The organism is Ruegeria sp. AF2 (genome assembly GCF_056542025.1).
Genome location: NZ_JBQFZC010000002.1, coordinates 214886 through 241863 on the forward strand (window position 1 = coordinate 214886; position 26978 = coordinate 241863).

Here is a 26978-nt window from a genome sequence, read left to right on the forward strand (position 1 = left end):
AGAGCTGCTCATGCGGCTTGCTCGGCGATGTCGGCAAAAAGGTCATATCCCAGCTGCAACAACACATGCGGGATGTCGACGAAAACCCAGTTTTCGACCAACAGATCGTCCTCTCGACGCCACCAGTCGCAGACCCGCATGAAGACGCGTTTTCCGCTTGCGGGCTGGTCGAGGAAGGGTTTCACCTGGACACCAGTCAAGGAAGGCCAGCCACCCGAGCATACGTAATTGCCTTCGCCAAAGCGGGTGAAATGCGCAGTCATGCCATTTCCCGCACTACCTCCGGACCAACCTTCGAAGGTGGCCTCGAAAGGCACCTGGAAGCTTGCAAAACTCTCGAGCCCGACGAAAGAACCGAAGGCGCCGGGGCCGTACCAGACCATGTTGTCATGCCAGAACGGCCGCCAGGCCTCGTTCTTGGTGGCAAGCTTGGCCAGCATCTCTGTGACCATACGATAGCTCTTGGCCCCCTCGACTGGGTCTTGCGGCGTGGTCAAGATGCCATCATGGCTTGCTGGACCCTGAATCATGCCGGTGAAGCCACGGGTCTTGCCCGGGCTATCGGTGATCGGCCATTGCCCTGCAGCCAGCATCAGTTCTGGGATATCGAAGAATATATAGCTCTCCACCGCCCTGCCATCATGCATGCGGTGGAACTCGCCGAAGCGCAGATAGGCAAGCTCGCCTGTGGCGCGGATACCAAGCCAGTCGCGCGAGAACCGACCGACGAAATAGCCGGTGGCGCTGATCCAGCCCTGTCCTTCAAATACACCGGCCATGACGATATCATCGCGCCGAAAAAGTCCGTCGAAGGAGGCTGCGAGCGGGGCGATGACGTGATCGTGCAGCCCGAGGCCACCCGCGACCTCGTTGAAAGGATGCACCACGTTGACATGTGCACCGGGGGCGAAGAATCCCTCATAGGCCGGCCGGAAATTGCCTGGATGGCGTTGCGCGGCGGTGAATTTCAGAAAGGGTTTACGGTCGAGGCGTTCCATTAACTTTGTCTCTATAGGATCTGTTCAAGGCGTCTGCGGAGAAACGTCCCGCAAGGCCCTGCGCGCATCAAAGCAAAAGGAATTCGCCCTGGTCGCCTTGCCCGGCACGCAGCCATGTTCAGGCTGGCTGCGTGCGCATGGGCAAATACGGACTGAGGATGCGTGAGTCCCATCAGCGTCAGCCTTTCACAGCCCCGGCGGTCAAACCGCCCACAATCTGACGCTGGAAGAACATCACCAAGATGAACAGCGGAACCGTCGCAGAAACCACGGCCGCAACGGCAAACATTACGTTGCCCTCGGTTTGCGTTGTACCAAGGAACGCGGCGATGGCTGGAACCATTGTGCGGTTGCTTTCTGACAACAGCATCGCCCCAACGGCAAAGTCGTTATAGGCCAGAAGAAACGAGAACAGCCCCGTGGTGATCACACCCGGCCACATCACCGGAATGATCACGCGGCGGAAGGCCTGAAACTGGTTGCAGCCGTCGACCTTTGCGCTTTCGTCAAGCTCGCTGGGGATGTTCTTGAAGAAGGCGTGTAGCATCCACAGGGTGAACGGCTGGTTGATCGCGACAAGTACGATAATTGTCGTCGGAAGTATCCCCCAGATATTCCATTCAAAGAAGGGCAGCAGATAACCCGAGACCAACGTGATCGGCGGCATTGCGCGGAAGATCAGTGCCGTGATCAAAAGCCAGAATGTGTAGTTATAGCTCGACCGTGAAAGCGCATAGCCCCCCAGCGTTCCGATGGTCAGCGAGATGGCGACCACAAAGACGCAAACGATCCCCGTGTTCAGAACATTCCGCCAAAATTCTTCCTGAATCCAAGCCCCTTCGTAACCGGTGGTGGTAAAGGGTGAGCCATAAACTGCCTCGGTCCGCGCGCCGGTTAGAGCGTTGGTCCAATCGGCGATCGAGAAGAAATCCAGCTCTACCTTGAACGACCCCCAAACCGTCCAGAGGAACGGGAAAGCGGCCAGGATGAACCAAAGGATCACAAAAAGCGACGAAGCAATCCGAAGGCTTTTGGGCATTCTTTGCGCACGACTGGCCATGTTATCTTGCTCCTTTGAAGTCACGCCAGGTGCGGACAAGCACGGGCGACAACAGAATGGCGACCCCGATAATCGTGATCACAGACGTAGCGGCTGCAGAGGACAGTTGTCGCGTTTCACCGCCGAGGTCGTTGAAGATGAAAGTACTGAGCGATTGCGCATGGGCACCGGCGCTGAAGCCGATAATCGGTTCAAACACCTTGAAATTATCCATCAACTGGATCAGCGCAACAAACGTAACCAGGGGCATGAGATGGGGAACAACCACGAATTTGACCTGTTGCCAGCGGGTTGCCCCATCGATCTGGGCCGCCTCGATCTGATCTTTGGGCAAAGTTTGCAAACCGGCATAGAACACCACGAAGGCAAAGGGGGCCGAGCTCCAGACGCCATAAACCATCAGCGCCACCCACATCAGCCCGGTCGAAGCCTTTAGACTGAAATCCGGATCTCCGGCCAAGTTTACAAGGGCGTTGCCGATGACGCCACGACTGTCAATCATCCAAAACAGAATGAGCGAGCCGATCAGCGGTGTCACAATCATGGGCAAGAGCGAGAAGAAGATCATCAAACCCTTGAGGTGCCGGTGCAGTGAGTTGACCGCCAGCGCAATCACCAGCCCCAGAATGATCGTGAGGGGTGTCACAATGAATGTGAAGGTCAGCGTAAAGGCCATGGCCCGATAGAAGGGCAAGTTTCCGACCTCTGAGAAAAGGTCACCCCACGTGTCACTCGCCGCCCAGATTTCGCCAACCTCCTGTATCGCCAGGTGGCCGCGATCAAAGTAGATATCCAGCCCGACAAATCTGCCCAATGGTTGTTCGGCACGAAGCGCTGCGGTGGCTTCCTGATCGATGGTGGTCTCGGTTGTGCACCCGACAAGCGGAGTACAGTTTTCGACTTCCACCAGAACCGCCGGGTGTGGGGCATAAATGGATTGGATCACCACCGAGACGATGGGCATTGCAATGAACAGCAGCATTGCAAGTCCTGTGGGCAGGAAAAACCAAAGGAATGTCTTATGGCGCATGTCGCAATTCCCGTGTCGGCTTGATTGGGCGGGTGCCCGAATTGGGCACCCGCGAGGGGCGTTTTACTGTAGGAAGCCCTGTTCGATTGCCGCGGCGCGATAGGCGGCCTCGACATCGGCCAGCGCCTGTTCAGCGCTTTCCTTGCCCTGCATGAAATCGGCAAGTTCATTGCCAAGTGCACTGTGCATCAAACCCATGTAGGGCAGCATCGGATAAGGCGTCGTGCCCATTTTGGCAGCGTCAAATACACCCTGCGCGTCGTCTGCAGGTTCGTACCCTTCGATCAACCAGACTGCCAGCGGCGTGGTTTCATCGTTCAACATTTCGGGGCGGACGCCATGCGTCATCGCGACAAAGGTCGCCTCAGCCTCTTCATCCGAGATGTTCTTGCCGACGGTCCATCCGTCCCACCAAAGGGTCGAGGCCGGAGTCGTGCCGCCACCCACGGTCAGCGGCGCTGCAATGGCATGGCCATCGATTACTTCCTGCAAGACACCTTCGGTTGTGGTCTGCTGTGACGCCCGTGACCCCCACATATTCATGATCGCCACATTGCCCGCGCGGTATTCCGCGTTGGTGGCATTGGAATCATGGGTCAGAAAATCGGGGTTCATATACTCGGACAAAGCCTTCATCATGTTCAGCGCTTTGACACCGGCCTCGGTATTGACGTTGGGCTCTGCACTGCCGGGCTTGAAATGAGTACCTCCATAGCCAAGGAACATGTTGTTGAATTCCTGCGCCAGATTCCATCCCGCAGCGTAAGCACCACCAACCGGGTTTTGCATTATGCCCTGCGCGCGAATAGCTTCGGCCGCTTCGAGCAGTTCTTCATACGTGGTCGGCACTTCTACGCCTGCCTGTTCCAGAACGTCCTTGCGGTACATCAGGTGCTGAGCGTTGGCCATGAAGGCGATGGCCATGATGTCATCGCCGATCTTGATCAACTGTCCCGGCTGCAGGTTCTGACCATGTTTTTCGACCAGGTCATTGAGCGGTCGGATAACGTCTTCATTCATCAACGCCACAATCGAGCTGTTGGCGATGATGGCTGAGGTGTATTCCGACGGATTGCCCGACAGACCGGCCACGTTGATGGTTTGGTGTTCGGATGTCAGGTTGGATTCAACAGATGCGCCCGTGCATTCCTTTGCGGCAGCGGCCACAGCCTGAATGGCGGCAAATTCGTTGCCGACGATGTTGACCCGATCCGTGATCTCGCAGGCATAACCCGCGCTCGCAGCAAAGGCGGTCAGTGACCCGGCCAATGCGATTTTCTTTAGAAACATTTTTGATTCCTCCCTAGGTGATTGGGTGCATCTTCGAAGCCTGCACCCGAGATTGTCCCGTCATTGCGGGATTGGTTTTCGTCTCTCAGATCTCAAGGCGCGCGCCGGTTTGCGCATCGAATAGGTGGCAGTGATCGGTATGGATATGAATCGACACCTGATCGTCGATTTCTGCACGATAGGTTTTGTCGGCCTTGACCGAGACCAGCGCTCCGCCGATCCGAACCGAGACCATGGTGCTGTCGCCCAGCAATTCCTGCGTATAGATGGGCGCGTTAATCTCGCCCCCGCTTTCTACGACATTGGCGTCCTCGGCGCGGAAACCCAAAGTTATTGGGCCATCCGGAGCATTCAGACCATGCACTTCGGTATTCTGCGCGCGGAACACACCGCCCTGAACATCGCCATCAACCAGGTTCATCGCCGGGTTGCCGATAAAGCTGGCGACAAACGTGTTCGCAGGCTCGTCGTAGATCGCCGTCGGAGAGCCAACCTGTTGGACAACACCCTGCTTCATGATCACCACGCGATCGGCCAGTGTCATCGCCTCGATCTGGTCATGTGTCACATAAATCGTAGTCACCGCCAGTTCATGGCTAAGGTTCTTGATCTGCGCGCGAGTCGAAACACGCAGTTTTGCGTCAAGGTTGGACAACGGCTCATCCATCAGGAACACGTTGGGCTCGCGTACAATCGCACGCGCCAGAGCCACCCGTTGACGTTGCCCACCTGACAGCTCTGCCGGCTTACGATGCAGAAAGTCGTCCAACTCTACCATCGCCGACGCACGGCGCACTTTTTCGTCATGGGTGGAAGCGTCGATGCCACGTACCCTCAGCGGGAAACGAATGTTCTCGTAGACATTCATGTTCGGATACAAAGCGTAAGACTGGAACACCATCGCGACGTCGCGGTCTTTTGGCTCCATATCGTTGACGCGGGTACCGTCGATCAGAATATCACCCTCGCTTGCGTCTTCCAAACCTGCGATCATGCGCATCGTCGTGGTCTTGCCACAACCCGACGGGCCGAGAAGCACCAGAAATTCCTTGTCGGATATTGTCAGGTCGAAATTGTCCACTCCAACAAACGAACCCCAACGTTTTCCAACATTGCGCAGTTGAATCTCGGCCATACTGTCCTCCCAGTTGCACCTGAGTGCATACGTTTGCAAAAGCATAGACATCCAAAGGAACATCTGGCAAGTATTTTTTGCAAGCGAATGCAAAAGCGCCCGCAATCTTGCTAAAGACTGACGCTTCCCTCCGGGCAAAGCATTGAAAGTAAAAGATATGTCTTACGAAGCCGAGAAAGAAATTGTCCTGAACTTCTACAAAGCTCTGAGCGATGCAGAGGAATCAGCCCACTCTGATGTGATCGCTGAGTATTGCGCCGAAGACCTCCTGTGGCGCGGCTTTCACCCGTTCAACGAGCTGCGTGGCGCTAGCAACGTGGCGCAAAAATTCTGGCAACCGCTGAACCACAGCCTCGCAAACCTACAGCGTCGGATGGACGTGTTCATGGCCGGTCAGAACGAGATCGACGGGTTCAATTCAGTCTGGGTTGTTTCGATGGGCCATCTCATGGGGCTGTTCGACAAAGACTGGCTGGGCATCGCGCAAACTGGAAAAATGGCCTTTCTGCGCTATTGCGAGTTCAACAGGATTGAGAACGGTAAGATCGTCGAAACAGCAATGTATTTCGACATCCCGCATCTCATGATGCAGGCCGGGTTGCGGCCCTTCCCGCCGCAGACCGCCGTGCAACTTGTCCAGCCCGGACCTATGACCCACGACGGTCTGATGTTCGCGCCGCAACCCGCCGAGGACGGCAAAAGGACCTTGTCAGCCATCAACGCGATGATCTCCGATCTTGGGCAGTGGGACAGCGGGCTTAGCCTTGAGGATGAGCTGCGCCGCACCTGGTGCGAAGACATGATCTGGTGGGGTCCTTCCGGTATCGGAGCGACCTACACGATTGAACGTTACGCAAAGCAGCATGCTGGCCCGTTCCGCGCGGGGTTCGCTGACCGATCAAAAACCAACCATATCTGCCGCATGGCCGAGGGTCATTATGGCGGCTTTTTCGGCTGGCCGAACTTTACCGCCCGACCAACCGGCGGGTTCATGGGAATGCCTGCCACCGACAAAGCCGGTGAGTTCCGGGTGATCGACATCTATCGTCGCCAAGGTGACAAACTGGCCGAGAATTGGATTTTCATCGATCTGCTTCATTTCTGGAAGCAACAAGGTGTCGATATTCTGGACCGCATGGCGCGTGTGGGCCTTTAGATCATGGCCAGACCCGTCATGTTGGTCGGAATACGGTAAACGGACGTACAGGCAGTGATGTACAGCATGCTGAACCCGGTTCCGCCAAAACAGAAGTTGGTAGATTTTTGCGGCGTCAGAATGACACCAAGGCAGTGCGCGTGAGTATCAAACAGATGTACCCCGCCCGGACCATTGCACAAGATCTGACCGTCACGGGTGCACTTCATGCCATCCGGCACCCCTTCCCCTTCACCAACAACATTGGCCCAGACCTCTCCACCGGTCAGCGACCCATCATCGGCGACATCAAAGACGCGGATATGACCGCCCCAGCTATCATTGACGAACATCCTTGTTTCATCGGCCGACAAACACAGCCCGTTGGGTTGCTGAAAATCCCCCGCCACAAGATGCAACGTGCCATCGGGGTCCAGCCGGAACACGCCTTGCACCGGCAGCTCCTGTTCTCTCAGAATGCCAAGATCCTCTCGGATACGACCAAAACTGGGATCAGTGAACCAAATCCGACCGTGCGAGTCGCAGATAACATCGTTGGGGCTGTTGAGTTCTTTGCCATCAAAATGCGTGGCTATCGAAGTAACCCGCTTGCCGCCGTGATCATGGCGTACCAAATGCGAACTGGCGTGCTCGCAAGAGATCACTGCCCCGCTTTTGTCGAAGCAATTTCCGTTTGCTTGGTTGGATGGGGTGCGAAAAACGCGAACTCCTTCACCCTCGCTCCACTTGTATTGATGGCTCTCCTGAATGTCCGAGAATACCAGCCAATGCTCTTCGGGGTGCCATATTGGCCCTTCGGTAAACCCCAGACCGCTAGCGATTTCTTCCAGTTGAGCGTCAGGGTGCACCAGATCTGTGAAGCATTTGGAACGGATATCGAATACCATGTGAACACCTTTTCAGAGTTGCGCCTGCCAACACTACCGGCAAGCCTCGACAAGAACAGCGTTTCGGGTGAAAACGCAATAACGACTGTTCGATAGTCTGGCCCTGCCAACGTCAATGCTCTACGCTATGGCCGATGTTTCCAAACCGCTTGGCTGCCAATTGCCATGTGCCGCCCAAACAAAACCGTCAGGACTTTCCCATGAATTTCAAACAACGCATGCTTTCTGGTGAGCCTCTCGTCGGAACGTTTCTCAAGACACCAGCTCATGAACTGGTCGAGATAATTGCCAAGTCAAAACTGGACTTCTTGTGCCTGGATGCGGAACACGCACCCTTTGACCGGGGTCGGTTGGATGTTTGCCTCGCCGTCGCCCGGGCTCTGGGGTTGCCGACGTTGGTGCGGGTGCCGACTGGGTCGGCGGACGAGATTCTCAAGGCGCTTGACAGTGGCGCGACAGGTATTGTTGTGCCGCATGTTGACAGCGCCGAAAAGGCCCGTCGCATTGCGCGCGAGGGCCGTTTTGGCCATGGTGGTCGCGGCTATGCCGGATCAACCCGGTGGGCAGGGTTTGCGACCCGATCCATGGCTGACGTCCTCAAGCAAAGCGAAGAGGAGACGATTATCATTGCCCAAATCGAAGAACCAGAAGGCGTCGCAGAAGTCGATGATATCGCCGGGACCGAGGGCATCGACGGGATTTTTGTAGGACCTGCGGATCTTGCGGTATGTTACGGCGTGACCGATCAGTCCGACCCACAGGTTCTTGATGCAATGCGACGCTCGGGCGATGCAGCCAAAGCACATGACAAGACGCTGATGACCTTTGCGGCCAGCGCAGAAGCCGGACTCAAGCTGCGCGACTATGGGGTGACCATGATCTTCGTCGCTTCGGAACACGCCTTCATGCTTCGCGCTGCAAACGCGGAAGCGGAGAACTTCCATGGCACCGCGAGGACGTGAAACGCACAGGGCTTTTTAGTGGAAAGGGCCTTGGCGTCGAAATATCCGCGGGCTGGTAAATGCTGCGACGACAGTACTTTCTTTGCTAGAAATGCGATGCGCGATTGCGGATTATTCGCTTCGCTGAATAGCGGTGTCCTGTCGGTTTTTCTCCAGTCCGCCGTACCCGCCTTGACCAGGCAAAAATCGCTAAACGGGCTAGGTTTAACAGTAACAGTCGAGATCGGAAACTGCACGGCGTTGGCCCGAGATCAGTTCGTCTAGCAGTTCACCAGTCACCGTCGCATATCCTAAACCGCACACGGTAATCCCCATAGATGTCCAGAGACCTGAGGTAAGAGTTTGCAAACGCGGCAGACCATCTGCCGCATCCGTAATGTAGCCGTTCCAGCACTATTTGATCGGTGATTCCGCCAGTAGCAGGAAAAACTCGACCACCTTGCGCCGAACTGGTTCGTAGGGTTTATGATCGTCTGTTTGACGCAGAGGTTCGCGGCGGCCGGATAGGAAACGCTCGTCCGCCTCAAGCCGGAAACTGTTGACCAGTTTTTCGATATCCACCGCAGATTTGCCACCAGCGCAACGCCATTAAAAAAGGCGGTCGACCAATTCACTAAAGAAGAGACCAACGCCCGGCTTCATTGATTAAGATCGCACTGCATGCTTCACGGCATCGATAACGGAACTTTGAAATGCGTGATCTTTTCAGGCTGGCTGGCGGGCAGATCGTACGTCTAAGTCCTTCTTGCCGAACTCGCTTGGAAAGCCCCAGGTCGATGATAGGTGTGCATTTAACGGAATATATTTCTTCAATCACAATGGCTTGCACTGGCGTGGCGCTCCTGTCGCTTATGGCCCGTGCAGCACTCTCAACAGCCGACGGAAGCGCCGTTACAAACGGCAAAACCGCAACGAGATCATGTCCGACAGACTCAAGAGTTGGAGACGCGTGGCGACGCGCTTTGACCGATGTCCAAAGGTCTTGCTCGCAGCCAGCGCTCGCGGAAACCGTCATCTATTAGTATGGTATCATGAAGCTAATAAGGCTTGGGTATCGACTGCTTATGTAGGGTTAATCTGTAAAAATTCGCGTAGAAGAAGACTTCGAAATTTGATGGGAATTCGAAGTACATCACACACCAAGACAGCTGCGCGTATCATAGTATTGAAGGAAAGTGATTGCGCCAGCCTGTTTCGAACGGATTGGGATTCTCCCCTTCGATTGGAATTCGCTTTCGACCGCTCATTTCAAGATCGGGGACAGTAACTGGTAGCATTTGTGTGGGGATACTTAGGCTTGGAAAACAAATCCTCGCCGCCGGAATTCTCGGCCAGCCTAAACCTACACATTCTAAGCGAATATCGGTTCCTCACAGCCGGCTAGACGCAGGCATCGCCGCTCCTGTGCCCTATGTGTCAGCGGTTTGGGATTCCTTGAAGGAGAACAAGAAAGCGCCACGGATGTTCAAACCCAACCGAAGCTTTCAGGAATGAAATTAAGCAACTGAGATAGATTAATTTCACGCAACGGGTCGTGAGCCAAATGATCTGGGAACGCCCCGTTTCAGACGAAACGGGGCGTTAAGATATCAATAGGTGCGCTTGATGTCGCTGTAGGCACCGCGCAGCTTCACGGTGATCGTGATGTCCTGCTTATCACGGTTGCGCCAGAACCAGCCGTGATTGCCGGTGAATGCGGCAACCAATGTTCCCTTTGCACCGGTTTTGCCACGGCCTTTCTCATAGCTGATGGATTCGTCAGCGTTGTCGCCATGGAGTTCAAAATTTGCCCGGCCGCCTTCGGCAACCCAATCAAATTCAGTCACAGCACCTTCATCCATGACCAGCTTCCACTCGATTCCTTCTCCAGGGGTCAGAGTGAACGAGAATTCATCCGCCCAGGTCTCGGCACTTTGCTGCGCATAGGCGGCGCCCACAAAGGCGCCAAAGATATCCTTAAACAAGCTGGATTGATCTTCTGGTGCCTGCTGCGCGTCCCGAGCGGCCTCTTCGGCCAGATCGGTCTTGATCTCTCCCATCTCGGTCAGACCAAGAACACTGCCGATCCGAGTGGGATCAATGCCATATTCTGCGGGCAGAACCACGGTCACCAGCAAAACCACAGCGGCCACGGCCGCAATGATAGTGGACTTGATCAACTGGGCCGAGCTAGGCAGTTCTTCGGGGCTTGGTTTTTCAGAATTGTACATGTGTATCTCCGTTTATTCAGGCTGAGACGAACAGGCCGGTCAGCTGATATCCCATCAGCACGAAACCAGCCGCCATCATCGCGACGTTGACGCCATAGGCGTGTTTCCAGAAGAATTTGGATTTGCGCCAAAACCCCATGAAGATCAGGATCAGGGCAAGGGCTATGAACTGGCCGATTTCGACGCCGACGTTGAAGGCCAGCAAGTTGGGCAACAGCCCGTCTTCGGGCATATCATAGTCCAAAATCTTGGCTGCGAGACCAAGGCCGTGGAAAAAGCCGAAGATCAGCGTGGCCCATTTGGTATTGGGCTGATGGCCGAACCAACGCTGATACGCTCCCAGATTGTCCAGCGCCTTGTAGACGACAGACAAACCGATGATGGCATCAATAATGTAAGCATTGACGTTCCAGCCGTAGTAGACGCCAAGCAGCATGGTCGTGGAATGGCCCACGGCAAAGATGCTGACATAGGTGGCGACATGTTTGGCCCGGTACAGGAAAAACACGACCCCGAACAGAAACAGGATATGGTCATATCCCGTCACCATGTGCTTGGCACCCAGATAGGCGAAGGGGATCAGTTTGACGCCCCAGATCTGTTGAATATAGCCGGCATCGCCAGCCGTGACGTTATGGGCTGCGGCATAAGACGCGCTGTAGGCGAGCGCCGCAAAGACAAGGGCTGCCAGCGTCAGGGATTGGCGCACAGCCTCCCCTAACCGGCCCCTTTGGACGGTTTGCATGAGATATTTCTCCGCTATGTTGTGTGATTGATCGTCAAACCCCGCAAAAGCGGGCTCGGTCACACGCGCGGAGGTCGGTCAAGCCTATATATGGGGTCAGGTTTGTCCAGAAACGGTTCCAGCGCATCAGGCAACCTAAATCTGTCGACCGATTCCGCCTCGGCAACCAGGAACAGGATCGCCGAGCTGTGATCATGATCGACCGCATCGTGACTATGGCCATGCAGCGCCCAGTAATTGTCCAGTGCTTCGCCATGGGAATGGCCGTGATCACCCATTATCTGGCTGCGTTCTGACACGCTAAGCAAATAGTTGGCAGAGTGTGTGAAAGACGGGGCCACTGACCAGGCAAATACGCATAGAACCATCATCGCGATAAACGCGTGTCTGATCCAATCAGCCAGTTGTCTGCCCGACACAATCTGCATAACTGTTCCTGCCCGCGACGGTTTTTCGTCCGTTTTTCTTCATGCGCTATCGTACTCACTTAGCGTCAATAATCGTTATCTCGCAACCCTGGATATCATTGTCAGCGGGAAGTCTCCGATCTGCCGAAAAGGCCGAAAGATCTCCTTCTCGACAGATCAGGACTTCAATTTGCGTGTTCTCGCGCTGCAGCGGAACCAGGAAAATAGCACGCAACTGCGTGTTCATTGTGTTGACCTGTGAGAATTGGCCCTTTTTGCCGGCATATGTCCTGCGCCCGCTGACAGCGCGTCTGGAAACGGCATCCAGGTGGCGGGTCCATTGGGCTGGGCGGGTCACCGTGCAGTACGATGCGCTGCCTGGTTGCCTCAATACGCGGGTCGGGAGACGGGACAGCAGACAAAAGCGCTTGGGTATAAGGATGTTGTGCATCGTTAAACAGGTTCTCGGTTGAACCTTTCTCCATCACGCGACCCAGATACATCACTGTCATGTCGCTACACATTTCCCGCACCACCGCCAAGTCGTGCGAGATCATCAGTATCGTCAGGCCGAGTTCCTGCTGCAGGGTTACGAACAGCTTCACGATCTGCGCCTGAGTCGAGACATCCAGCGCCGAAAGCGGTTCGTCACAGATCAGAATTTCGGGCTCTAGCATCAGGGAGCGAGCAATCGCGACACGCTGCCGTTGCCCGCCGGCCAGAGACCGTGGCAGACGCTCACCCGCCGTTTCAGGCAGCCCCACCAGATGCATCAGTCGGGCGATGCGCTGTTGACGATCCTTGCGACCGAACCTGTGGATCGAGAGGGGTTCCTCAAGCGACTGATAAACCGTCTGGCGACGGCTGAGCGCACCCAGCGGGTTCTAGAACACGAACTGCATCTGTTTTGCCAGCGCCTTACGGTCGCGCATCCCGTCGGCCAGATCCTGCCCCAGAATGCGCACCGAACCCGATGTGGCCGGTTGCAGCCCGACCATGGCTCGCGCCAGTGCGGTCTTGCCGCAGCCGGATTCGCCAACGATGGCGTGAAAAGCGCGCGCGACGGTCAGATCTACGCCATCCACCGCACGCACCATCCGGTCGGGGCCGCTGCCGGGGAAATGAACCTTCAGGTCGTGAACCTCGATTGCGTTTTGCGTCTCCATCTCAGGCACTTTCCAGTTCCGCCTGCGCCGCGTGGCAGGCTGTGACATGAATCCCGTCCTCAGGCACCGGGATGAGCGCCGGGCGTTGGGTGGCGCAGACCGGGAGCATGCGCGAACAGCGCGTATCGAACGGGCAACCGGTGCGCAGCCGCGACTGATCAGGGGACGATCCGGGGATGCCCTTGGGTACTTCGTTGCTGTTGGCCCGCAGATTAGGGACCGAGGCCAGCAACCCCTGCGTATAAGGGTGCACCGGTGCGGTTAGCACCTGCGCAACCGTGCTGCTTTCCACCACCCGACCCGCATAGAGCACCGCCACGCGGTCGGCGACCGAAGCGACCACGCCGATATCATGGGTGATCAGCACCACCGCGATATCTTCCTGTTGCTGGATATCCTTGATCAGTTCCAGAATCTGCGCCTGCACGGTGGCGTCCAGTGCCGTTGTCGGCTCATCCGCGATCAGCACGCGCGGATTGCCCGCCAGCACCCGGTCGGAGCGGTTCAGCAGCGATTGCCCGCCGCACACAGCACTGCCGCGAATATCGACTGATACGCCTTCGGGCAGAAGGCCCAACGGGCCCAACGTCATCACCGTTTTGCCCGATCCGCTTTCGCCGACAATTGCCAGAATCTCACCCGGCATCACCGACAGCGAGGCGGTATCGAGCGCCCGGACCGAGACTTGCTCAGTGTAAAGATCGATCACAAGATCCTCGATTTGAAAGACGGGCTGGGTCATGCTTTGACCTCCTTGGCCTGAATCTCGGCCTCGTCGCCGAGGCGTTCCCGTTTTAGCTTACGCAAACGGCGCGGGTTCAGCGCGCGCGGCACTTTTTACAACGCGAAATGTTCACCCAGCAGGTTGAAGCTGACCACCACCATAGTCAGGGCAAGACCGGGCGCGATGACGAGGCGGGGATATTCCTCAAGATAGCTCATGCCGTCGACCAACATCTGGCCTCATTCCGGTGTGGGCGGTTCGACCCCCAAACCCAGAAAGGACAGCGTGGCAATCGCCAGCACCAGCGCGCCTGAATCCGCTGAGGCATAGACCACCACCAGCGCCAGCACATGCGGCAGGATATGGCGCGAGAATATGCGTACATGGCCCGCACCCATGATCCGCACGGCCTCGATATACGGCTGATGCAGTTCTGATGCGACGACGGAGCGGCTCATGCGGGTATAGTTGGCCCACCATGCCATGGTCAGCGCCGCGATCAGGCTGGGCAGCGACAGTACGATGTCGATGGCGCTGATCAGCACAAGCTCGACCTTGCCGCCGGCATAGCCTGCTAACGACCCGATCACCACGCCAATCAACAACGCCGAGGCCAGCACCATAGAAATGGCAAACAGAGACACACTCGCGCCATTGATCAGACGGCTGAGCATATCGCGGCCCAGATAGTCGGCGCCAAGCCAATGGGCGGCACTAGGACCCTGCAGGATGGCGCCATAGTTCTGCACAGTTGGATCATATGGGCTGATCCACGGAGCGAGAATGGCGATCAAGGTGAACAGGGCCACAGGGGTGATCACCAGCCACGGCAAATTTTTCAGGATATGCATTCTTCTGCCTCCGGATGCGGCGGTCGATCAGCATGCACAGCAGGTCGACAAACAGGTTAACGAACACAAAGAACACGATGAAGGTCAGCAGGATCGCCTGCATCGAGACGAAATCGCGGAACCGGATCGCCTCGATGAAGAACGCGCCGACGCCGTTTGAGGGCAAAGACCGTCTCGACCACAATCGACCCGATGATCATCAGCGTGAACTGCGCGCCGAATGTGGTCAGGTAAGGCACAGCTATATTGGGCAGCGCCTCGCGCAGCAGCACGCCTGACCGGCCATATCCCTTGGCAAAGCCAGTTGTGGCGAAAGGGCGAGCCATCACCTCTTGCAGGCCGACGCGCACCACACGGCTGAGCACCGCGCCGGGAAACAGCGCAATGGTCAGGCACGGCATGATCCGGCTGGCCACGCCTGCGCCGCCAAATGCGGGCAGCCAGCCCAGCGTGACGGAAAACAGAATCACCAGCAGAGCCGCGACAAAGAAATTGGGGGTCGAGGCCGCCAGCAGCGAAAACACCCGTAGCAGCCTATCGATCCAGCCACCATTACTGATTGCGCCCGCAAGGCCGACCAGCAGCGATAGGAAAAAGGCGATCACACCACCCCAGATCAGCAGGGTGGCGGTTATGGGCAGGCGTTCGGCGAACTCCTGCCCGATGGGTTTGCCGGACCGCAGCGAGATGCCCAGATCACCGGTCAGTGCATCGCCCAGCCATCGGACATAGCGGACGGGCAGAGGGTCGTTCAGGCCCAGCTCGTCCTCGATCTGTGCAACCAGTTCCGCCGAAGCCAAAGGGCCGACGACACGCTCGGCCATCAGCGCGGCGCGGCGGGTAAGAATTGGCATTTCGATTCTCCAAAACTGTTGGGTCAGAAAGTCCGACGTCGATACTCAGAGCTTCTGATGTGACTTTTGATTGCGCATTAGAATGCCTGGGTGGGCGGACACGTCGCTATCAGTCTGAAGAAGATTTCAGCCCGTGCGATACGTGAACTTCATGCGTGCGATCACCCAAGTCTTGGAGGATGGAAAATGTCCGTTGACAGCTCAAACACCTGCGAACACCGTGACGACATAAGGCAGATCGATCGATAACCCCGCTCAGCCGCCGTCGCCAACTAAAATGCGACAAAAGATACTTCATGTACATGCGTCGTGCTGTGGTTAGCAGTGAGTTTTACCGGAGCACTGTCGTCGTCCGAGGATTTGTTACTTTGATTGTGCGACACATGTCGTGAAGCGAATTGAGCACCCAGCCCAGAAGCCACAGGAGCCGATTTGGCTGACGCTTCTGCCTGATGGGTGACTGCCCGATCTTTATGAACATGAGAACCAGCTACAAGTGAGGCTGTCAGACAATCAAGAAGCAGTCCAAAATACACTGTGCGGGCCCAGTATAGACAGCCCGTAAAGTGAAGCGGGGTGGTGCTTCTATACGTTGTAGCTCTGCAACCAACTTCGCTCCCATCCATGGGTGGTTCAGACAAAAGGCGTTTACCTTTGGCACTGAAAGCCTACTGAAGACGGATAAACACGTCCAATACCATCTTTTATAAACATGCAATATATCATTATGTCTACACATTTATTAAGGGCTTTTCGAATAGCAGCACCTCATAGGCGATCAGAGGCTCGCACCGAGCGCGTCAGCTGGCGATGCAAACTGTCGACGATGATCACATGTTTGTGCGGCCCCGTACCTTTCAGGTGAGGGTGGTCGGGCGGCAAATCAGGATGCTCATGCTTTACAGGTAGATCTGCGTCTATTGGCCAGATACGCCATGCCGTAATTAAGCCGAGGCACGCCAAAACTACCAGCACGAGCATCGTAACCAGGGTTCCGAATTCAGTGATCAACCAGCCGGAAACCGGGTAAAAGACCAACCAGCAGGCGTGTGACAATGCAAACTGCGCTGCAAACACGGAAGGCCGATCTTCAGGATGGGCGGACCGCGTCAGAACACGCCCCCCAGGAGTGAGCATTGCTGAGTATCCCGCGCCGATCGCAAACCAGCCAACCATGATGGTCGACATTGATATAGGAATGGCTACGACGCTGAGGGCCAATAGCGCCAATGCAAGTATATTCAGTATTGCACCGGATAGCATGACCGCGCGCTCGCTGTGGTGATCCAGCAAGCTCGGGATAGTCATCGCCATCATCATTGACCCTGCCCCGAAAGCGGCAAGAACCAAAGCGACGGCACTTTCTGACAATCCCAAATCACTGCGGACAATGACAACTGTGTTGACAATGACCATGGCGCCCGTAGCAGAGATGACCCAATTTACCGCCAGCAATCCTCGCAATCGGGGCGACCTGAGATATAACCGCATTCCGCGTGTTGTCCGATCGTAGATACCTCTCGGTTTGGAAGGTTTCGGCGATGGCAGTAATACGGATGCAACCAGAACGGCTGATGCAAGGAAGCCCAAGACGGTGCCCCAGAACAGATTGTCATAGCTCATGACCGTTAGCAGTGCGGCGGCCAAAATCGGGCTCAACAAGCTCTCCATATCCACGGCCAATCGCGAAAGAGAAAGTGCTTTGGTGTATTCTTTCTCATCCTGCAAGACATCAGGAATGGTTGCCTGAAAGGTCGGTGTGAACCCGGCGGATGCCGATTGGAGGATGAAGATCAGCACATAAATCTGCCATACCTCGGTAACAAAGGGCAACGCCAAGCCGACTGCCGCTCTGACCAGATCTAACGCGACCAACATTACGCGCCGGTCCAGACGTTCCGAGAATGCGGCAGCTAAAGGCGCCACTGTGACATATGCGACCATCTTGATCGTGAGCGCAGTTCCCAGCACCAACGCAGCAGAATCTTCGGCAAGCTGAAAGGCGAGCAAACTGAGAGCCACTGTTGCCAAACCAGTGCCCGACAACGCTACGATTTGGGCGAAGAACAGATGGCGATATGTTCGATTTTTCAGAACTGAAAGCATCGGATCAAAGATATTTGCTAATACTCTTCAATTCTTCCGCGGCTTGCCTGGAATCATCCCTGCCCGTCAGACAGTGATCGATATGGTCGTGAATAAGCGCTCGTTTTGCGTTCGTAACTGCTTTTTCAACCGCGTGTAGTTGCTGCGCAACGTCTGCGCAGGGACTCTGCTGTTCTAACATCTTGATGACTTTCGCAAGATGACCTTCGGCCCGCTTAAGCCGCGCGATAATCGTTGGGTGTGAGGTGTGCTTGTGATTCATATCACAACCAGATATCCCTACCAGGGGGATAGGACAATAGGAAATCCTGCCGCGTCAATATGGGTTCGAAAATTAACCCGATTATATTTGAGATCTGATTCAAAGGCGCACTGGCATCAACGCTAGCTGACCAACCCAGTCGCGCTCACAATGAAATTCCGCGTGTATTAATGGCAACTGCTACTCAGCGGCGCTCTTGAGTGAAGCCATAAGGTTGCGAAACTTCTCACCTTGTACGGCGACATGGTCACGCAGCGCATTCGCTGTTTCTTCCGGTACGCCTTTTTTCAGGGCTCTGACAATTTCTTCGTGTTCGGCCATGGACTGGGCCATACGACCACGGAACCGAAGCTGCTGTCGACGGAATGGTTTGAGCCTTCTGTGCAGCTTGGAAGTTTCTTGCTCTAAGAATGCATTGCCGGACTGTTGATAGATGATTCGATGGAACCGCTCGTTTTCCAGGTAGTACGCATCGGGATTGCCCGCATCCACGGCCAGTTGGCATTTGCTGTTAGCTTCGGTCAGTTCAAGCAAAGCTTCATCGGAAATGCGCAACGCCGCAAGTCGACCACAAACGGCTTCAAGCTCGGCCATGACCTCGAACATCTCCATCAGTTCCACCGGGCCGGGCTGTCGGACAAAAGCGCCCCGCCGCGCTATCAGATCGACCAACCCCGACAAGGCAAGTCTCTGGAATGCTTCCCTAAGTGGCGTTCGTGAGACCCCGAACTGCTCAGCCAGTTTGACCTCATCTAGACGGTCACCGTCCGAAAATGTCCCGTCAAAAATCAGCTCTTCCAAATCCTGAGCGATGGTATCTGCAAGTCGTTGGTCCATAGGTTTCTGTTTTACTTGTGATTAGGCGAGAACTCAAGAAATCATATCTTGTATACAAAAACCTTGACTAAAAAAACATTACTGCCCTATGCTTCTATTCATCCCCGGCTCATCCGGGACTGAAAACGGGAGGAAAAAATGAAATCAGTGTTCAAAACGGCCGTCGCTGCGTTGGCGCTTGCATCCGCAGGTACATTGGTGTCAGCGGAGGAACTGCGCCTGTCACATCAGTGGTCGAACAAGGACATTCGCCATCAAGTAGCACAGATTGTTGCAGACGAGGTTGCGGCGGCGGACGTTGATCTGGAAATCAAGATTTTCGGCTCGAAATCGCTGTTCAAGCCGCGCGAGCAGTACAAGCCGCTCAGCCGCGGTCAATTGGATATGACCATACTGCCGCTGTCCTACGCCGGCGGTCAGCAGCCTGCCTATAATCTGACGCTGATGCCGGGATTGGTGAAAAACCACGATCACGCTGCCCGTCTGGCCGACTCGCCCTTCATGGAGGCGTTGCAAGAGAAAATGGCTCAGGACGACGTGATGGTGCTGGTGCATGGCTATCTGGCCGGTGGCTTCGCCGGTAAAGACAAGTGCATCACGAACCCTGAGGATGTCGCAGGCCTGCAGACCCGCGCGGCAGGTAAATCCTTTGAGCAGATGCTGGCCGGCGCTGATGCCTCGATCGCATCAATGGCGTCGTCAGAAATATATAACGCCATGCAAACCGGCGTTTTGCAGGCGGCCAACACGTCGTCCTCGTCCTTTGTCAGCTACCGCATCTACGAGCAGGTTGCCTGCTATACCCCTGCGGGCGATGTGGCGCTGTGGTTCATGTATCAGCCGCTGCTGATGAACAAATCCACCTTCGACGGACTGAACCAAGATCAGCAAGCCGCATTGCTGGCTGCATCGGAAAAGGCACAGGCCTTCTATTTGGAAGAGGCCAAGAAACAGGACGCCAACTCGGCGAAAGTTTTTGCCGACGCCGGTGTTGAGATTGCGGAGATGAGCGCCGAAGACTTCGAAGCATGGCGTACGCTGGCAATGGAAACATCTTACAAGGCCTTCGTAGAAGAGGTTCCTGATGGGCAGGACCTGCTGGACAAGGCTCTGGCAGTCGAATGACCCCATCTTGCCGGGCGGCCTGCCGCCGCTCGGCATCCGATCTTGGTTCTGATCTTCTCTGATCTTCAGACTTAATTGCATCTCAATCACAGGAGGCGCAAATGGCCGGTCATAGCTCTGCCGTTGCTTCCCACACAGGGAACAATCCCTTCCTTCGCTTTGTCGCTGCGCTTTCAACTCTGGCTGGATGGTGTTCCGCAGGCATGATCGTCGCTGCTGTCGCCATCACCTGCCAGATGATCATCGTGCGCTTCGTGCTGAATCAATCGACCATTTGGCAAACCGAAGCGGTCATTTATCTGGTCATCGCCGCAACCCTGGTCGGTCTGCCTTATGTGCAGCGCCTGCGCGGTCACGTGAATGTTGACCTGATCCCGATTTCGCTCGCACCTCGAGCCCGCTTTTACATGGCGATCCTGACTTCGGTTCTGTCCATCGCCATCGTCTCAGTCATGCTGTTCTACGGCTACGAGTATTGGCACTTCGCATGGGAGCGCGGATGGAAATCCGACACCGTTTGGGGCGTTCGCCTGTGGATCCCCTACCTCGCCATCCCAGTTGGCTTTGGTCTGCTGTTGTTGCAACTGATCGCCGATCTCGTCGCCGTCCTGCTTGGCATCGATAAACCATTTGGTCTGGAGTAAAGCCGATGGATCCCCTTCTGCTCGGCGCTATTGTCGCCATCGCCACCATCCTTGTTCTTTTCTCGGGCGTGTCCGTGGCCATCGGCCTGCTGATCGTCTCGGCTGGGTTCCTAATCGTCTTTGACGGACCGCGCTCGCTGGAACTGATGCCGGAAATCCTGTTCGGCAAACTCGATAACTTCGCCCTTCTGTCTATCCCGATGTTCATCATCATGGGGGCCTCAATCGCCTCTACCAGAGCTGGAGCGGATTTGTACGAAGCGCTGGAACGCTGGCTGACCCGTGTTCCCGGCGGTCTGGTCGTATCAAACCTCGGTGCCTGTGCCCTATTTGCGGCTATGTCCGGTTCGTCACCCGCGACCTGTGCCGCCATCGGCAAGATGGGTATCCCGGAGATGCGCAAACGTGGCTATCCTGACGGCGTCGCCGCCGGTTCGATCGCTGCAGGCGGTACTCTGGGAATCCTGATCCCGCCATCGGTCACCATGATCGTTTACGGTATTGCCACCGAAACCTCGATTGGCCGTCTGTTTCTGGCCGGTGTGATCCCGGGCCTTATGCTGGTGGGTCTGTTCATGGCCTGGTCGCTGTATTCGACCTGGAAATCCGGTGACGCGACCCGTCTGGGTTCGGGCAGCTACACCTGGGCCGAACGGTTCGAGATTCTGCCGCGCGTGCTGCCCTTCCTCGGCATCATTCTGGGTGTGCTTTACGCCATGTATGGCGGTATCGCCACCCCGTCGGAAACGGCTGCTGTCGGTGCCCTGCTCTGCCTGCTGATCGCGATGATCATCTACAAGCTGTGGAACCCCAAGGACATCTGGGTCGTGCTGCGCGACAGCACCAAGGAAAGCGTGATGATCCTGTTCATCATCGCCGCTGCCGGTGTGTTCTCTTACATGCTCAGCTCGCTGTTCATCACACAGGCGATTGCCGAATGGATCGGTACGCTGGACGTGAACCGTTGGGTTCTGATGGGTGCGGTCAACGTGTTCCTGCTGATCGCCGGGTTCTTCCTGCCGCCCGTCGCTGTGATCCTGATGGCGGCACCGATCCTGCTGCCGATTATCACCACCGCTGGCTTCGATCCGATCTGGTTTGCGGTTGTACTGACCATCAACATGGAGATTGGCCTGATCTCGCCCCCTGTCGGCCTGAACCTCTATGTGATCAACGGCATTGCGCCCGACATCTCGCTCAAGACCATCCTGACAGGCTCTCTCCCCTTCGTGGCCTGCATGGTGATCGCGATTGTCCTGCTGTGCCTGTTCCCCGGTCTGGCCACATGGCTGCCTGACCTGGTGATGGGAGCAGCGGTATGACCCTGCTGGCGGATCTTCTATCCACCGTGTTCGAGCGGCGTTACCGCCGCGACGGCGCGGTGGCTCCGGATGGCCGACCACTGACCGAACTGGCCGACGCGCTGGTTGGGTCAGCGGGGGAAACTTCGGGGCTGGCGCTGGCCGAGGAAATTCTGACCCGGTTCGATACGCTGAGTGATGACGACAAGCTGGAGTTCTTCCGCTATCTCGCCACCGCCATGAATATCGATCCCGAGGCGGTACGTTCGTCACTGGACGAATACGAGCGCAACCCTTCGAAAGCGACCTATCGCACCTTTGCGGCTGCGGTGGAACCGGCCCGGCAGGAAATGATCCGCCGGTTGAACCGCGTGCCCGGTGCCACCGGCGCACTGGTACAGATGCGCGCTGATCTGCTGCGGCTGGGCGGCAAGGAACCCGAATTGCAGGCGCTTGACCTGGACTTCCGGCACCTGTTTGCCAGCTGGTTCAATCGTGGCTTTCTGGTGCTGCGCCCGATCAACTGGGAAAGCCCGGCGCATATTCTGGAAAAGATCATTGCGTATGAGGCGGTCCATGCCATCGACAGCTGGGACGACCTGCGCCGCAGGCTGGAACCCACTGACCGGCGCTGCTTTGCCTTTTTTCATCCCTCGATGCCTGATGAGCCGCTGATCTTTGTCGAAGTGGCGCTGAACAGCGGTATTCCGGGTTCCGTACAGGCCTTGCTCGCCGAAGACCGCGATCCGTTGCCCGAAGATCAGGCCGATACGGCTGTGTTCTACTCGATCTCCAACTGCCAGGCCGGGTTGGCCAGCATCTCTTTCGGCAATTCGCTGATCAAACAGGTGGCCTCGGACCTGTCGGCTGAGTTGGCGGGGCTGAAAACCTTCGTCACGCTCTCGCCAATTCCGGGGCTGACCAAATGGTTGTCGCAGGAAGGCATCGATTGGAACATCGAAGAGCCCGATCAGATCAAAGCACTGGCCGCACATTACCTGTTGAACGCCAAAGGTCGGGGCGATCTGCCGTTCGATCCGGTGGCACGGTTCCATCTTGGCAACGGTGCGCTGGTCCATGCGGTTCATGCCGACGCAGATGTTTCGGACAAGGGCCGGGCACAGTCCGGTGGCACCATGGTCAACTATCTTTATGACCTTGGCCGCGTAGCGCAGAACCACGAACAGTTCGCCAACACCCGCGAGGTAATCGCCTCGTCCGAGGCCAAATCGCTTGCCGCGTCAGCCTCTCTCACCACGACACAGGAAAGGTAACTCTTATGGCCAATCCTCTCTATGACGGTTTGTTCGGCGCACATGCCGGTAAAGACACAGCTTTTTTGCAGTTGCTCGACGGAACGACCATCACCCATCAGGACTTCCTGAGCACCGCCGCACAAATCGCCCATGTGGCGACGCAGCTGGGCCTGAAACCCGGCGACCGGGTTGCGGCACAGATCGAGAAATCGCCCGAAGCGCTGGCGCTATATGCTGCCTGTGCGCAGGCAGGTCTTGTATTCCTGCCGCTCAATACCGCTTATACTGTGGATGAATTGACCTATTTCATCGAAAACAGTGGCGCCTCGCTGATCGTTTGTGACAGTCGCAGCGAAGAGAAACTCGCCCCGGTTGGTGCGCAGCTAGGCGCGAAGGTGGAAACCCTGAACGCAGATGGCAGCGGCAGCCTGATGGAGCAGGCTGCAGCAATGCCTGCCAGCTTTGAGACCGTTGACCGTGATGGCGACGATCTGGCCGCATTCCTCTATACATCGGGGACCACAGGCCGATCGAAGGGTGCGATGCTGACCCAGAACAACCTGTTGTCGAATGCACAGACGCTGGTCAAAGAATGGCGCTTCACATCCGACGACGTGCTGCTGCATGCGCTGCCGATCTTTCACACTCACGGACTATTCGTGGCCACCAATGTCACGCTGGCTGCAGGCAGCAGCATCGTTTTTATGCCCAGGTTCGATCTGGATGAGATCATCGGGCGGATGCCCAATGCCACGACCATGATGGGTGTGCCAACCTTCTACACCCGCCTTCTGGACGATGACCGCTTCACCAAGAATCTGGCCGCACATATGCGCCTGTTTGTTTCAGGCTCGGCACCCTTGCTGGCCGAAACCCATGTACAGTTCGCAGAACGCACTGGCCATCGCATCCTTGAACGCTATGGCATGACCGAAACCAACATGAACACCTCGAACCCCTATGACGGTGACCGCCGCGCAGGCACGGTGGGCTTTCCATTGCCTGGGGTCGAGCTGCAGATCTGTGATTCAGACGGCAATGCGCTGGCTCAGGGCGAGATCGGCGAGATCGAGGTACGCGGGCCCAACGTGTTCAAAGGTTACTGGCAGATGCCGGAGAAGACTGCCGCCGAACTGCGCGAGAACGGGTTTTTCATCACTGGCGATTTGGGTCGGATCGACGAAGACGGCTATGTTCATATTGTTGGCCGCAACAAAGACCTTATTATTTCAGGCGGTTACAACATCTATCCCAAAGAAATCGAGCTGGTTCTGGATGACCAGTCCGGCGTGCTGGAAAGCGCCGTGGTGGGCGTTCCACATCCCGATTTCGGCGAAACTGTTCTGGGCGTGATCGTTGCAGAGCCGGGCCAAACCCCCGATCTGGACGCAATGATGGAGGCCGTGCGCGGTAGCTTGGCGCGGTTCAAGCATCCACGCAAACTGATCCTGCTGGACGAACTGCCCCGCAACACCATGGGCAAAGTTCAAAAGAACATCCTGCGCGACCAATACAAAGACATGTTCGTGGAAGCGTAAGATGACCCTCCCCGGCCCAGTAGCCCCTCTTCTCGATAATGCTACGGGCCTAACTTCAACAACCAGGGCAGGCGGACCTGTTCCCTGCTCTGGTTGTTGAATTTTTCTACCTGCTGGAGAACCAGAAATGTATGGAAATATTCTAGTCCCTGTTTCCTTTGATACCGACCGCGACGCGCAAAGAGCGCTGGATGTCGCACAAACTCTCCGCTCGGATGGTGGTCATATTACTCTATTGCATGTCATTGAGCACCTTCCGCAATACACAAGCGACCTGCTTCCTGAAAACCATCTGGATATCGCAAAGACCAGTGTTACTGACAGACTGGGCCCACTAGTGGACGGGGTTGCGGACTCCAAAATTGAAATTGTCGAAGGACAGTCGGGCCGTGGAATTCTCGATTATGCAACGAATAACAATGCAGACTGCATCATTATCGCAAGCCACCAGCCTGGATTGCAGGATTATCTTCTGGGGTCCACAGCGGCACGCGTAGTCAGGCATGCAAACTGTTCCGTACACGTGGTGCGATAGTCTGGTCTAGGGATCAGAAGCAACGCCCACACACGACCGTCATACACCGCTAATACATCTGAAATGGCACTGAGCGGTCTATTCCAAGTCGTGTTTACGATATTCTCTAAGAGGAAAAAGAGTGACCAGCCCGAATACGTCTAAAGTGTTAATCCTTCTCGGCCCTCCTGGTGCCGGTAAGGGAACGCAATCCCGACTGCTTGAGCAAAAATTTGACTTGGTTCAGTTGTCGACAGGCGATTTGCTCCGCAGATCGATTGAAAGCGGCAGCGAAACAGGCAAGGCGGTGGAATCCATCATGGCTGAAGGCAGGCTCGTCGGAGATGACATCGTCATTTCGATCTTGCGTGACCGTATGAGGGATTCGGACTGTGCCGGAGGGGTGATATTAGACGGATTTCCACGCACGCTTAGCCAGGCGCGCGCATTGGATCAACTATTGGCGGAAACGGGGCAGCAGATCAGTGCTGTCGTCAGTCTTGCGGTGGATGACAAGAAGATGGTCGACCGCATTTCCGGTCGCTTTACCTGTGCAGGATGTGGCGAAGGTTTCCATGATACATTCAAACCGCTTGAGGCAGCGGAACGCTGCGACAATTGCGGAGGCTCTGAGTTTAAGCGCCGCGCTGACGACAAGGCCGAAACAGTCGCTGCACGCCTGATTGAATATCGTGAACAGACTTCACCCTTGATCGACTACTATAGCCATATGGGCGTTTTGGCGAATGTTGACGCAATGGGACCGATCGAGGCAATCAATCGAAGCATCGAGGCCGCCATATCGTCAAGGTCGTGATGACAAAAGAAAGCAGAGGTATAAGACCTTCGCAATTACGCTTGGCCAAAGCAAAAACGGATCCAAGAAAGGCTGTTCAGAAGTCATTTTCTTGAGTGCGGAGCATCTTTTAGAAAAGAAAAGCGCTTACGGTAATCTCCCGACGAGAGGTCGACCATTTCGTGAAACATTCGGCGGAATGTTGAAACATCCATATACCTCACATCCCGGGCGATGGTTTCGATACTAGACTGCGATAGTTCCAGCCTCTGACAGGCATTGGTGATGCGAAGCTGTTGCAGGTATTCCGATGGCGTGAAACCCGTGGCCGTCAGGAATCGGAATCCAAGAGTGCGCAGCTCAAGTCGAGCGGTGCGGGCCAATTCGGAAACCGGGATCGGGCCCGCATAACGCATTTGCACCCAATGCTGCGTTCGAAGGATTGCGTTGTCCCCATGAGTCAGGTTGGGCGAAAAAGAGATGTAAAAGCTCTGCGCCCGCTCGCCAGGGTCGATCAGAAAAAAACCGGGCGACCTGCATCAGTGGTCGCGGTGCGAGCAGCTTGTTGGGCAAAGTGCTACTGCCATCTCCAACGAACAAGACAGGGGATGCCAGATTGAGATCGACGTTCACTCGGTCCCAGATCTATTGTTCATAAGGCATCACCAAATTGGACTATGTCGTTCTAGGAGGTTTAGTCGGTAAGATCCTTTTGCGACGCATGTAAGGTGCGCTCTGCAGCATTCCAGCCACTACTCGAGCACCCATTGCAGAAAGCAGTCCCATGACCGTCGGAGATGATGCCATTGGGACAGTCATCACGACAAGCGCCGCTCGCACATTATTGATCGCAGCCTTGCACTCGTATTTTGCGACAAGGCTTCGCACGCGCTGCCTGAGGAAACCCGGCGAGGAAGGTTGCGATGACTGCAACCCATGTCACCAATGGGGTGTCGAAGAACGAGGCAATTACACGGCCTGCGGCGACCTCAAATATTAACCCTATGACAGCCCAAAAGAGGATCGAACTGATTGTGAACAAGAACATCAATGCGATCCAGTCAAAAGCCACCTTAATTCGCGAGTTGCTCCTGAGTTGCAGGTTCTCTTTACACCGATCTGTC

Annotated in this window: 27 protein-coding genes and 2 pseudogenes; 10 read left to right on the top strand and 19 right to left on the bottom strand. The window is 55.9% G+C overall.

Features of this window, described 5'->3' with window-relative positions; translation table 11 throughout:
* Positions 1–8: 8 nt before the first annotated feature.
* The 5 genes from ACR0NM_RS08745 to ACR0NM_RS08765 form a co-directional block, all read right to left on the bottom strand.
* Positions 9–998, bottom strand: a complete 990-nt coding sequence (locus tag ACR0NM_RS08745; RefSeq protein ID WP_480614142.1) for a nuclear transport factor 2 family protein — start codon at positions 996–998, stop codon at positions 9–11.
* Between the two features lie 178 nt (positions 999–1176).
* Positions 1177–2058: a carbohydrate ABC transporter permease gene (locus tag ACR0NM_RS08750; protein ID WP_170394093.1), complete on the bottom strand. Its 882-nt coding sequence runs from the start codon at positions 2056–2058 to the stop codon at positions 1177–1179.
* A gap of 1 nt (position 2059) precedes the next feature.
* A complete protein-coding gene (locus ACR0NM_RS08755; protein ID WP_170394095.1) occupies positions 2060–3088 on the bottom strand; it encodes a carbohydrate ABC transporter permease in 1029 nt (342 codons plus the stop codon).
* A 63-nt stretch (positions 3089–3151) separates the two neighbouring features.
* Positions 3152–4378 carry an extracellular solute-binding protein gene (locus ACR0NM_RS08760; protein ID WP_170394097.1) on the bottom strand — a complete coding sequence of 409 codons (1227 nt, stop codon included), beginning with the start codon at positions 4376–4378 and terminating at the stop codon, positions 3152–3154.
* 85 nt (positions 4379–4463) lie between these two features.
* Complete coding sequence (locus ACR0NM_RS08765) at positions 4464–5513, bottom strand: ABC transporter ATP-binding protein (protein ID WP_170394099.1); 1050 nt, start codon at positions 5511–5513, stop codon at positions 4464–4466.
* A gap of 157 nt (positions 5514–5670) precedes the next feature.
* On the opposite strand from ACR0NM_RS08765, the gene ACR0NM_RS08770 reads away from it, so the two are divergent.
* The gene (locus ACR0NM_RS08770; RefSeq protein ID WP_480614624.1) at positions 5671–6669 is read left to right on the top strand and encodes an ester cyclase; all 999 of its coding nucleotides are present in this window, start codon (positions 5671–5673) and stop codon (positions 6667–6669) included.
* Here ACR0NM_RS08770 and ACR0NM_RS08775 read toward each other — a convergent pair.
* The gene (locus ACR0NM_RS08775) at positions 6666–7556 is read right to left on the bottom strand and encodes an SMP-30/gluconolactonase/LRE family protein (RefSeq protein WP_480614144.1); all 891 of its coding nucleotides are present in this window, start codon (positions 7554–7556) and stop codon (positions 6666–6668) included. The two genes, ACR0NM_RS08770 and ACR0NM_RS08775, sit on opposite strands and share 4 nt — an antisense overlap.
* 200 nt (positions 7557–7756) lie before the next feature.
* On the opposite strand from ACR0NM_RS08775, the gene ACR0NM_RS08780 reads away from it, so the two are divergent.
* Positions 7757–8518 (top strand): aldolase/citrate lyase family protein, encoded by a 762-nt coding sequence (locus tag ACR0NM_RS08780; protein WP_170465613.1) that lies wholly within the window; start codon positions 7757–7759, stop codon positions 8516–8518.
* Positions 8519–8911: 393 nt separating this feature from the next.
* On the opposite strand, the gene ACR0NM_RS08785 is transcribed toward ACR0NM_RS08780, so the two are convergent.
* The gene (locus ACR0NM_RS08785; protein WP_480614146.1) at positions 8912–9079 is read right to left on the bottom strand and encodes a hypothetical protein; all 168 of its coding nucleotides are present in this window, start codon (positions 9077–9079) and stop codon (positions 8912–8914) included.
* Between the two features lie 322 nt (positions 9080–9401).
* On the opposite strand from ACR0NM_RS08785, the pseudogene ACR0NM_RS08790 reads away from it, so the two are divergent.
* A pseudogene (locus tag ACR0NM_RS08790) lies at positions 9402–9512 on the top strand (IS5/IS1182 family transposase); the annotation flags it as partial.
* A 595-nt stretch (positions 9513–10107) separates the two neighbouring features.
* Here the strand turns inward: ACR0NM_RS08790 and ACR0NM_RS08795 are convergent.
* The 11 genes and pseudogenes from ACR0NM_RS08795 to ACR0NM_RS08845 all read right to left on the bottom strand — a co-directional run bounded on the left by ACR0NM_RS08795 (position 10108) and on the right by ACR0NM_RS08845 (position 18680).
* A complete protein-coding gene (locus ACR0NM_RS08795; protein WP_480614148.1) occupies positions 10108–10728 on the bottom strand; it encodes a transmembrane anchor protein in 621 nt (206 codons plus the stop codon).
* A gap of 16 nt (positions 10729–10744) precedes the next feature.
* Positions 10745–11473, bottom strand: coding sequence for a HupE/UreJ family protein (locus ACR0NM_RS08800; protein WP_480614150.1), 729 nt, complete (start codon positions 11471–11473; stop codon positions 10745–10747).
* A gap of 59 nt (positions 11474–11532) precedes the next feature.
* A complete protein-coding gene (locus tag ACR0NM_RS08805) occupies positions 11533–11901 on the bottom strand; it encodes a hypothetical protein (protein ID WP_170465622.1) in 369 nt (122 codons plus the stop codon).
* Positions 11902–12065: 164 nt separating this feature from the next.
* Positions 12066–12557 carry an oligopeptide/dipeptide ABC transporter ATP-binding protein gene (locus ACR0NM_RS08810; protein WP_480614627.1) on the bottom strand — a complete coding sequence of 164 codons (492 nt, stop codon included), beginning with the start codon at positions 12555–12557 and terminating at the stop codon, positions 12066–12068.
* Positions 12531–13094 (bottom strand): annotated as a pseudogene (locus ACR0NM_RS08815) (ATP-binding cassette domain-containing protein); the annotation flags it as partial. The pseudogene ACR0NM_RS08815 and the gene ACR0NM_RS08810, both read right to left, overlap by 27 nt.
* The gene (locus ACR0NM_RS08820) at positions 13048–13788 is read right to left on the bottom strand and encodes an oligopeptide/dipeptide ABC transporter ATP-binding protein (protein WP_480614152.1); all 741 of its coding nucleotides are present in this window, start codon (positions 13786–13788) and stop codon (positions 13048–13050) included. The gene ACR0NM_RS08820 and the pseudogene ACR0NM_RS08815, both read right to left, overlap by 47 nt.
* A gap of 221 nt (positions 13789–14009) precedes the next feature.
* Positions 14010–14621, bottom strand: a complete 612-nt coding sequence (locus ACR0NM_RS08825) for an ABC transporter permease (protein WP_480614154.1) — start codon at positions 14619–14621, stop codon at positions 14010–14012.
* A 56-nt stretch (positions 14622–14677) separates the two neighbouring features.
* Positions 14678–15475, bottom strand: a complete 798-nt coding sequence (locus ACR0NM_RS08830; RefSeq protein ID WP_480614156.1) for an ABC transporter permease — start codon at positions 15473–15475, stop codon at positions 14678–14680.
* A gap of 768 nt (positions 15476–16243) precedes the next feature.
* On the bottom strand, positions 16244–17581 hold the full coding sequence (locus tag ACR0NM_RS08835; RefSeq protein WP_480614158.1) for an MFS transporter: 1338 nt from the start codon (positions 17579–17581) through the stop codon (positions 16244–16246).
* A 4-nt stretch (positions 17582–17585) separates the two neighbouring features.
* Entirely contained in the window at positions 17586–17843 is a 258-nt protein-coding gene (locus tag ACR0NM_RS08840; protein ID WP_170465639.1) for a metal-sensing transcriptional repressor, read from the bottom strand.
* A 180-nt stretch (positions 17844–18023) separates the two neighbouring features.
* Positions 18024–18680 (bottom strand): GntR family transcriptional regulator, encoded by a 657-nt coding sequence (locus tag ACR0NM_RS08845; protein WP_170423179.1) that lies wholly within the window; start codon positions 18678–18680, stop codon positions 18024–18026.
* Between the two features lie 138 nt (positions 18681–18818).
* Here ACR0NM_RS08845 and dctP point away from each other — a divergent pair, with 138 nt between their 5' ends.
* The 7 genes from dctP to ACR0NM_RS08880 all read left to right on the top strand — a co-directional run bounded on the left by dctP (position 18819) and on the right by ACR0NM_RS08880 (position 25875).
* On the top strand, positions 18819–19805 hold the full coding sequence (dctP, locus tag ACR0NM_RS08850; RefSeq protein WP_480614160.1) for a TRAP transporter substrate-binding protein DctP: 987 nt from the start codon (positions 18819–18821) through the stop codon (positions 19803–19805).
* 101 nt (positions 19806–19906) lie between these two features.
* Positions 19907–20449, top strand: coding sequence for a TRAP transporter small permease (locus tag ACR0NM_RS08855; protein ID WP_170423175.1), 543 nt, complete (start codon positions 19907–19909; stop codon positions 20447–20449).
* Positions 20450–20454: 5 nt separating this feature from the next.
* A complete protein-coding gene (locus tag ACR0NM_RS08860; protein ID WP_170423173.1) occupies positions 20455–21771 on the top strand; it encodes a TRAP transporter large permease in 1317 nt (438 codons plus the stop codon).
* Entirely contained in the window at positions 21768–23024 is a 1257-nt protein-coding gene (locus ACR0NM_RS08865; RefSeq protein WP_480614162.1) for a malonyl-CoA decarboxylase, read from the top strand. Before ACR0NM_RS08860 ends, ACR0NM_RS08865 begins: the two co-directional genes overlap by 4 nt.
* A 5-nt stretch (positions 23025–23029) precedes the next feature.
* Positions 23030–24544: a malonate--CoA ligase gene (locus ACR0NM_RS08870; protein WP_480614164.1), complete on the top strand. Its 1515-nt coding sequence runs from the start codon at positions 23030–23032 to the stop codon at positions 24542–24544.
* A gap of 127 nt (positions 24545–24671) precedes the next feature.
* Positions 24672–25079, top strand: coding sequence for a universal stress protein (locus ACR0NM_RS08875; RefSeq protein ID WP_480614166.1), 408 nt, complete (start codon positions 24672–24674; stop codon positions 25077–25079).
* Between the two features lie 145 nt (positions 25080–25224).
* Entirely contained in the window at positions 25225–25875 is a 651-nt protein-coding gene (locus ACR0NM_RS08880) for an adenylate kinase (RefSeq protein ID WP_480614630.1), read from the top strand.
* Between the two features lie 83 nt (positions 25876–25958).
* Here the strand turns inward: ACR0NM_RS08880 and ACR0NM_RS08885 are convergent, their stop codons facing one another.
* A complete protein-coding gene (locus ACR0NM_RS08885) occupies positions 25959–26270 on the bottom strand; it encodes a helix-turn-helix domain-containing protein (protein WP_480614168.1) in 312 nt (103 codons plus the stop codon).
* Positions 26271–26978: the final 708 nt, after the last annotated feature.